The 7,728-nt window shown below is 69.1% G+C and carries 7 protein-coding genes; 6 read left to right on the plus strand and 1 reads right to left on the minus strand.

Features of this window, described 5'->3' with window-relative positions:
- The 5 genes from NBV68_RS15615 to NBV68_RS15635 all read left to right on the plus strand — a co-directional run.
- Positions 1 to 715 (plus strand): sucrose-6-phosphate hydrolase (locus NBV68_RS15615; RefSeq protein ID WP_296311455.1); only part of this gene is annotated, 715 nt, incomplete at its 5' end.
- 4 nt (positions 716 to 719) lie between these two features.
- Positions 720 to 1,802, plus strand: coding sequence for a cysteine protease StiP family protein (locus tag NBV68_RS15620; RefSeq protein ID WP_296311458.1), 1,083 nt, complete (start codon positions 720 to 722; stop codon positions 1,800 to 1,802).
- A complete protein-coding gene (locus NBV68_RS15625) occupies positions 1,799 to 2,728 on the plus strand; it encodes an HpcH/HpaI aldolase/citrate lyase family protein (protein ID WP_296311462.1) in 930 nt (309 codons plus the stop codon). The genes NBV68_RS15620 and NBV68_RS15625 overlap by 4 nt, the downstream gene beginning before the upstream one ends.
- A 23-nt stretch (positions 2,729 to 2,751) precedes the next feature.
- Entirely contained in the window at positions 2,752 to 3,702 is a 951-nt protein-coding gene (locus NBV68_RS15630) for a toxic anion resistance protein (RefSeq protein WP_296311466.1), read from the plus strand.
- A gap of 59 nt (positions 3,703 to 3,761) precedes the next feature.
- Positions 3,762 to 4,238 carry a hypothetical protein gene (locus tag NBV68_RS15635; RefSeq protein WP_296311470.1) on the plus strand — a complete coding sequence of 159 codons (477 nt, stop codon included), beginning with the start codon at positions 3,762 to 3,764 and terminating at the stop codon, positions 4,236 to 4,238.
- Between the two features lies 1 nt (position 4,239).
- On the opposite strand, the gene NBV68_RS15640 is transcribed toward NBV68_RS15635, so the two are convergent.
- The gene (locus tag NBV68_RS15640) at positions 4,240 to 4,527 is read right to left on the minus strand and encodes a YciI family protein (RefSeq protein ID WP_296311472.1); all 288 of its coding nucleotides are present in this window, start codon (positions 4,525 to 4,527) and stop codon (positions 4,240 to 4,242) included.
- A gap of 154 nt (positions 4,528 to 4,681) precedes the next feature.
- Here NBV68_RS15640 and putA point away from each other — a divergent pair.
- On the plus strand, positions 4,682 to 7,728 hold a 3,047-nt coding region (gene putA, locus NBV68_RS15645; protein ID WP_296311475.1), incomplete at its 3' end, for a bifunctional proline dehydrogenase/L-glutamate gamma-semialdehyde dehydrogenase PutA.

Here is a 7,728-nt window from a genome sequence, read left to right on the forward strand (position 1 = left end):
CGATGACAGCCTGTTCCAGACCCGCCCCAAATGCGGCGACTGGCCGGAAGAGCAGCTGCGCCTGATGAGCCGCCTCGTCGACGGCAGCCCCAGCGGCTACGCCACACCGCCGCAGCAGGCGCTGCTCGGCTGGCTGGCGCATGGCGAGCTGGTGCCGGTGACAGCGCGCTCGCGAGAAGTGCTCGCCCGGGTCGACATCGCGCAGGCCCCCGCGATCTGCGCCAATGGCGGCTGCATCCTGATGGCCGATGGCGCGCCCGATCCGGTCTGGCACGCCCGCCTTGCCGCCGAGGCGGAAGCCTGCGAGGCGCCCGCAGCGCTCTATCCCGCGCTGACCCACGGCCTTGGCGAAGAATATCGCCACTGGCTGGTGAGCGAGGAGGGCCTTGATCTCTACATCGTCATCAAGAGTAACGCGGGCGACGTTCCCGCGCTCACCGCGCTCGCCGAAGCCTTGCGCGCTGGCCTCCCCCAAGGCTGGCGCATCCATGCCAACGGCAACAACCTCGCCTTCTTGCCCCCCTGGCTAAGCAAGCGCGCGGCGGTGCGCTATCTGCTTGAAGCGGTCCGCACCGAGACCCCCGGGCGGCTCGTCATCGGCATCGGTGACAGCTGGTCGGATGCAGGCTTCCTTGACCTTTGCCATTTGGCGATGATCCCGACGCAAGCGCAGCTGTGGCAGCACATCGCGCGCGGACACGACTGGATCGACTGAGGCGATGACGCAGGTCCCCTTCCATGGCTCCTACGCCCCCGAGGATGTGACCTTCCTCCTCAAGCCCGCCGCGGTCGCGCTGACCGATGTGGCGGAGAAGGAGGCGCTGATCCAGTCGGGCGCGCGGCACTATTCGGAGATGCTTTCGGAAGAGCGCCTGCCCGATGCGCGTTACCTCGCTCTTTTCGAGGCGGCGCTGGCGCGCAATGCGGGGCGGCTGAAGCGCGACATCGCAGCCTTGTCCGAGGCGATCACCGCGCGGCCCGAGACCGCGACAAGCTGCACCATCATCTCGCTCGCCCGCGCGGGCACGCCCATCGGCGTGTTGCTGCGCCGCGAACTGGCCGCGCGCGGGGTGAACGTGGCGCACTATTCGGTCAGCATCATCCGCGGGCGCGGGATCGACCGCGTCGCGCTCGCCCACATCGCCGCCGCGCGGGGCACCAGGGACGCGGTGTTCGTCGACGGCTGGACCGGCAAGGGCGCGATCACGCAGGAGCTTGAGGCGAGCCTTGCCGATGGCAGCACCGGCTTTGCCCCCTTCCTCGCCGTGGTCGCCGATCCCGCAGGCTGCGCCAGCCTTGCCGCCACGCCCGAGGATTATCTCATCCCCTCAGGCATTCTCGGCGCGATTGCCTCGGGGCTGGTCAGCCGCTCGGTGCTGAGCGACGAGCTGGTGGGCGAGGGCGAGTTCCACGCCTGCCGCCACCTCACCGAGCACGCCCACGCTGACCGGAGCCGCGCGTTCATCGCCGCCATCACAGATGCTGCACCCTCGGCTGACCCCCACCCCGCATGGAGCCCCGCCAAGGCCGCCGCCAGTCGCGCCGCGTGCGGTGCGCTGGTCGAGGCGCTGATGGTCGAATTCGCCGTCACCAACGTGAACCGCATCAAGCCCGGCATCGCCGAGGCGACCCGCGCCGTGCTGCGCCGCCTTCCGCAAGCCGTGTTTGTGCGCGACCGGAATGACGAGGAAGTGGCGCATTTGCTGCACCTTGCCGCACAAATGGAGGTTCCCGTGCAGGAACGGGAACTTGGAAACTACCGCGCCGTAACCTTGATAGCCAAGGCAGGAGACGCTGAATGACAAAAGCGGTCGAATTGGGGGCAACGCTCTACATTCCCGTCCAGCACCCGCGCCTTGCCGAAGTGCTGGCGGGGGCCAATCCCGATCTGCGCTCGGTGGTGATCTGCCTCGAGGATTCGCTGCACGAGACCGAGGTCGGCGCCGCGCAGGAGGTGTTCCGCGCCACGCTGCGGATGCTCGAAGGCGCCCCGCCCAAGCTGATCGCCTATGCCCGTCCGCGCGGGCCGGAGATGCTCGGCTGGATGCTCGCCCAGCCGGGAATCGAGCGGCTGGCGGGCTTCGTCCTGCCCAAGATCACCACCGCCAACCTCGCCGACTGGCTGGCACGGCTCGACAGCCCGCGCCACGGCATCATGCCCACCATCGAGAGCACCGAGGCCTTCGACCGCGCGGCGATGATGCAGATGGCCCGTGCGCTCGCACCCTTGGGCGAGCGCGTCCACGCGGTGCGGATCGGGGGGAACGACATCCTCAACCAATTGGGCGTGCGCCGCTCGCGGACCCGGACTGCCTATGACACACCGCTCGGCCTCGCGATCGCTACCATGGGATCCGTGTTCCTTCCCGAGGGCCTCGCGCTCTCCGCCCCCGTCTTCGAGCATTACGCCCTCACCGATCTGCTGCGTGAGGAGGTCGCGCGCGATATCGAGCACGGGCTGCTCACCAAGACCGCGATCCACCCCTCGCAGGTTCCGATCATCCACGACTTGCTGCGCCCGGCCCCTGCCGAGGTGGAGGAGGCGCGCGCAATCCTCGCGGCCGAGGCGCGGGCGGTGTTCGGCCATGGCGGGAGCATGCTGGAGCCCACCACCCACGCGCGCTGGGCCGCAGGCGTGCTCGACCGCGCGCGGGTCCATGCGCCGCGCACCGCCGCGCCCCGCGCCCCCGCGCCCCGCCGCCCGCAGGCGCCGACGCGGGTCGCCTGAAGCCCTTGGAAACGCAGCTGACCGTGCCCGCCATCACCAAGCGCCGCCACGCCGAACTGGCCGGACAGGCGGCGAAATTCGTCGCCGAGCTGCTGCTGATCGAGCCCTTGAGCCCGGCTTTCGACCACAAGCTGGAGGCCATCGAAGCGCTGGGGCGCGACACTATCACGCAGGTCTCGGCGCGCCATGCCGGGAGCCTCGCCCATGTCGCCCCGCCGCCCACAGGGGCAATCGCACAGGCGAGCGCCGCGCTGCGCTCCATCGCTGCCGCGCTCGAACCGCTGCGGCCGGGCAATCTTGCCCTGCCCCCCCGGCGCGGGTTCGGGCTGTTCCCCGTGCCCTCCGGCCCGTCTGCCTATTTCCGCCGCTACACCGCCGCGCAAGCCGAGATCGAAGCCGCGCTCACCGCGCTGACACGCGAGCGTGACGCGCTGCTGCGCGCCAATATCGGCCTCGAAGGGGAGGAGGCCTCGCTGCGCCCGCTGGTCGCCGCGCTTGAGGAACACGCGCTGTTTGCCGAGGAGGTCGCGCTGACCATCGAGGCGCGCGCGGCTGCCATCGCACCCCGCGAGCCGATGAAGGCGCGCCGCCTGACCGCCGATGCGCTCCACACCGTCCGCACTCGGTCCCGCGACATTGCCGAGGCGCGCGCGCTCACCACCCAGGCGCTGGCCGCGCGCGAGGTCATCAGCAGCACCAACGCCCAGCTGATCGCCGCCATCGAGCAGGCGACCGCCACCATGCTGATGGTCTTGCGCACCGCGATGGACGCCGCGCGGATGCTCTCGCGCGACCGGCTGGTGCTCGACCGGATCACGGGCCTCAACCGCGCGGCGAGCAACCTCATCAGCGATGACGGCGCGCCCGATGGCGACAAGACCCAGGCGCTCCAGGCCGCTTTCGCCCGGCTCTACGACGCGCTTGACCGGCTGGAGAGCGAGCGCGCGGCGATTCCGGCGCTTCCACCCCGCTGAAACAGGGTCTAAAGCACTCTTTCGGGCCGTAAGGGCCCGAAAGCCGAAACGGGAAGTTCGTGGGTCTGTTCGATTCGCTCAGGAAGATGTTTGCCGCACCCGAGCCCGAGGCCGGCCCCGCGCCTGCCGCGTCGCCTCCGCCTGCGCCTGCGCACGGGGTCGACTACGACGACGAGCGCGTGCCGACGCCTGCCCGCAAGAAAATCGCCGCGATCCTCACCGCGCTCGAGGACGTGGCTACGATGATGGACCGCGAACAGGTTCAGGCCGTCAGCCGCACCGAGATCGAGCTGATGCGCGACGAGCACCTGCCCAAGCTGGTGAAGAGCTATATCGACATCCCGCCCGCCCACCGCGCCGAGATTTTCCGCAAGACCGGCAAGTCGGCGAGCTTCATCCTCGAGGAAAGCCTCGACACGATGAAAGCCCGGATCGACGAGATCGCCCGCAACCTGGCGCAGCACGATCTCGACGCCTTTTCGAGCAACGCGGCCTTCATCAGCCGCCGCTACAGCGACGGCGATCCGTTCCGGTAAGTTACGCCCAGTCGCCCAGCAGCGGGGTGAATTCATCGACCCGGATCAGCTGCCATACCCCGCCGGTGAGATAGGGATCGCCCGCCAGGATCGCGCGCGCGGCGGCTTCGTCCTCAGCCTTCACGATCAGCAGCGAGCCGATGATCAGCCCGTCGGCGCGTTTGAGCGGGCCGACGATCACGAAATGCTCGGCATTGGCATGGACGAATTCGAGATGCGCGGGGCGATGGATCGCGCGCAGCCGACCGCCGTCTTCGCCGTCGCGGCAGTGGAAGCAGAACATCCGCATGATCGTTATGACCCCTGTTGATCGCGCGGGGCGAAGGCTACCCGCAAGGGGCCCGCGCGGCAAGGACGGGCGTTGCAAAACCCGCGCTTGAAGCGCAGCCTTGGTGCGTCCAGAGGGCCGCTTTGCTCTCTCGAATCGTTTCAGGTGAAACCAGATGGCCGATTTTACCGCCGCCCCTCAGATCGACCGCACCGACCTCAGGCGCGCCTATCGGCAGGACGAGGAAGCGGCCATCGCCGAGCGGCTCGAGCAGGCGGCTCCGGCAGCGAAGGTGCACGACGCAACGGCGCGGCTCGCCATCGACCTGATCGAGGGCGCGCGCGGCAAGAAGGCGAGCGGGATCGACGCTTTCCTCCAGCAATATGGCCTCGATACCGAGGAAGGCATTGCCCTCATGTGCCTCGCCGAAGCGCTGCTGCGCGTGCCCGATGCGGCCACCGCCGACGCGCTGATCAAGGACAAGATCGGCCAGATCGACTGGGGCGAACATCTGGGCGAGAGCAGTTCCACCTTCGTCAATGCCGCGACCTTCTCGCTGATGCTGACCGGCGAAGTGCTCGATCCGCCCGACGCGCGGCAGAAGGGGCTGGGGAGCGCCTTCCGCCGCGCGATGAACCGGCTGGGCGAACCGGTGATCCGCACCGCGACGGGTCAAGCGATGAGAATCCTCGGCGGGCAGTTCGTGTTCGGCCGGACGATCGACGAGGCGCTGAAGCGCGCCGCGCCGGAACGCGCGCGGGGGATCACCCACTCCTTCGACATGCTCGGCGAGGCGGCGATGACCTTCGCCGATGCCGAGAAATACCGGCTTTCCTATGAGGCGGCGCTGGCCCGGCTGGCGCGCGAGGCCGGGGCGGGCGTGGCGGGTTCTCCGGGGATTTCGGTGAAGCTCTCGGCGCTGCATCCCAAATACACCTACTTTCATGCGGACGAGGCCAAGGCGGCGATGATCCCCGTGATCCGCGCGCTGGCGGTGAAGGCGCGCGACGCCGACATCCACTTCACCATCGACGCCGAAGAAGCCGAACGCCTCGAACTCAGCCTCGACATCATCGAGGAACTGGTCGCCGACGACGCGTTGTTCCGCCGCCCCGACGGCAGCCGCTGGGAGGGCTTCGGCCTCGCCATTCAGGCCTACCAGAAGCGCGGTGTGGCGGTGTGCGACTGGGCGGGGAAGGTCGCGCGGCGGCACGGGCGCAAGCTGTTCGTGCGGCTGGTCAAGGGCGCCTATTGGGACAGCGAGGTGAAGCTCTCGCAGGTGGGCGGCTATGCCGACTACCCCGTCTTCACCCGCAAGGTCGCGACCGATGTCAGCTACCTCGCCTGCGCCGCGCGATTGTTCGAGCATTCGGACGTGATCCGGCCCGCGTTCGCCACACACAACGCCTACACGATCGGAGCGATCAAGCATTTGGCCGCCGGGAAGCCGTTCGAATTTCAACGCCTCCACGGCATGGGCGAGGAGGTTTACGACGCGCTCCACGCTCTGGAAGGCAACCAGCGCACGCCGGTGCGCATCTATGCCCCTGTCGGCGGGCACAAGGAACTGCTCGCCTATCTGGTGCGCCGCCTGCTCGAGAACGGGGCCAACACCAGTTTTGTGAATCGCATGGGCGATGCGGACATTCCGGCGGAAGAGTTGGTCGGCGATCCGGTTGCGGAGCTCGCCGCGATGCGCCCGCGTCGCAATCCGGCGATCCCGCTGCCCAAGGACATTTTCGGTAAGCGCCAGAACAGCGCGGGCATCGACCTCAGCGATCCGCTGGTTCGCGAGCCCTTGCTGGAGGAACTGCGCGCGCTGGCAGGCCGCCAGTGGAGCGCCGAGCCGACCTTGGGGGGCACCGGGCCGGTCGTCGACATCACCGCGCCGCATGACCCCTCGCAAGTGGTCGGCACCCGCCGCGATGCGACGCCGCAAGAGGTCGAGGCCGCCTTCACCCGTGCCGCCGCGATCCAGCCCGGCTGGGACGCTCTCGGCGGCGAGGCGCGCGCTCTGCTGCTCGAAAACGCCGCCGATCTGTTCGAGGCGCACACGGCGGAATTCCTCAGCCTGTGCCAGCGCGAGGCGGGCAAGACGCTGCTCGATAGCGTGCTGGAACTGCGCGAAGCGGTCGATTTTCTGCGCTACTATGCCGCCGAGGCGCGCCGGCAATTCGCCGCGCCGGTGATGTTGCCCGGGCCGACGGGGGAGGAGAACAGCCTCACCCTTCACGGCCGCGGGGTGTTCGCCACGATCAGCCCCTGGAACTTCCCGCTCGCGATCTTCATCGGCATGGCGAGCGCCGCGCTGGCGGCGGGGAACAGTGTGATCGCCAAGCCCGCCGAGCAGACCCCGTTGATTGCCGCGCTCGCGGTCAAGCTGTGCCACGAGGCGGGCATTCCGCCCGAGGCGCTGCAACTGCTCCCCGGCGCGGGTGAGGTCGGCCAGTTGATCACCGCCGACCCGCGCTTGGCGGGTGTCGCCTTCACCGGATCGACCGAGACCGCGCGCGCCATCAACCGCGCGCTGGCGCACCGCGACGGGCCGATCGCCACGCTGATCGCCGAGACCGGCGGGCAGAACGCGATGATCGTGGATTCCTCCGCGCTCCCCGAACAGGTGGTGCGCGATGTGCTGGCGAGCAGCTTCCAGAGCGCGGGGCAACGGTGCTCGGCGCTGCGGGTGCTCTATGTGCAGGAGGACATTGCCGAAGGGCTGCTCGAGATGATCCGCGGCGGGTTCGAGGCATTGACCGTAGGCGATCCGGCGGACCTCGCCACCGATGTCGGCCCGGTGATCGACGCGGACGCCAAGGCGCTGCTGGAAAGCCATGTCGCCCATTGCACCGCGAAGGGCCTCCCCGTGGAGCGCCTCTCCGCCACCCCCGCCACCGGGCATTTCGTGGCGCCGACGATCATCGAGATCCCCTCGATCGCCGCGCTGCAGCGCGAGAATTTCGGCCCTGTGCTGCACGTGATGCGCTTCAAGGCAGGGGAGCTCGGCGCGGTCGTGGACGCGATCAACGCCACCGGCTTCGGCCTGACGCTGGGCCTCCACAGCCGCATCGCCGAGACGCGGCGCTTCGTGCAAGGCCGCGCGCGGGTCGGCAATTTCTACGTCAACCGCAACCAGATCGGTGCTGTGGTGGAGAGCCAGCCCTTCGGCGGCGAGGGCCTCTCGGGCACCGGGCCGAAAGCGGGCGGCCCGCACTACCTCGCCCG

The organism is Erythrobacter sp. (assembly GCF_023653175.1).
Taxonomy (GTDB): domain Bacteria; phylum Pseudomonadota; class Alphaproteobacteria; order Sphingomonadales; family Sphingomonadaceae; genus Erythrobacter.

Excerpts from the sequence above, each read along its gene's own strand:
- NBV68_RS15640 (WP_296311472.1), bottom strand. The coding sequence starts at position 4,527 with ATGCGGATGTTCTGCTTCCACTGCCGCGACGGCGAAGACGGCGGTCGG.
- NBV68_RS15625 (WP_296311462.1), top strand. The coding sequence starts at position 1,799 with ATGACAAAAGCGGTCGAATTGGGGGCAACGCTCTACATTCCCGTCCAG.
- NBV68_RS15620 (WP_296311458.1), top strand. The coding sequence starts at position 720 with ATGACGCAGGTCCCCTTCCATGGCTCCTACGCCCCCGAGGATGTGACC.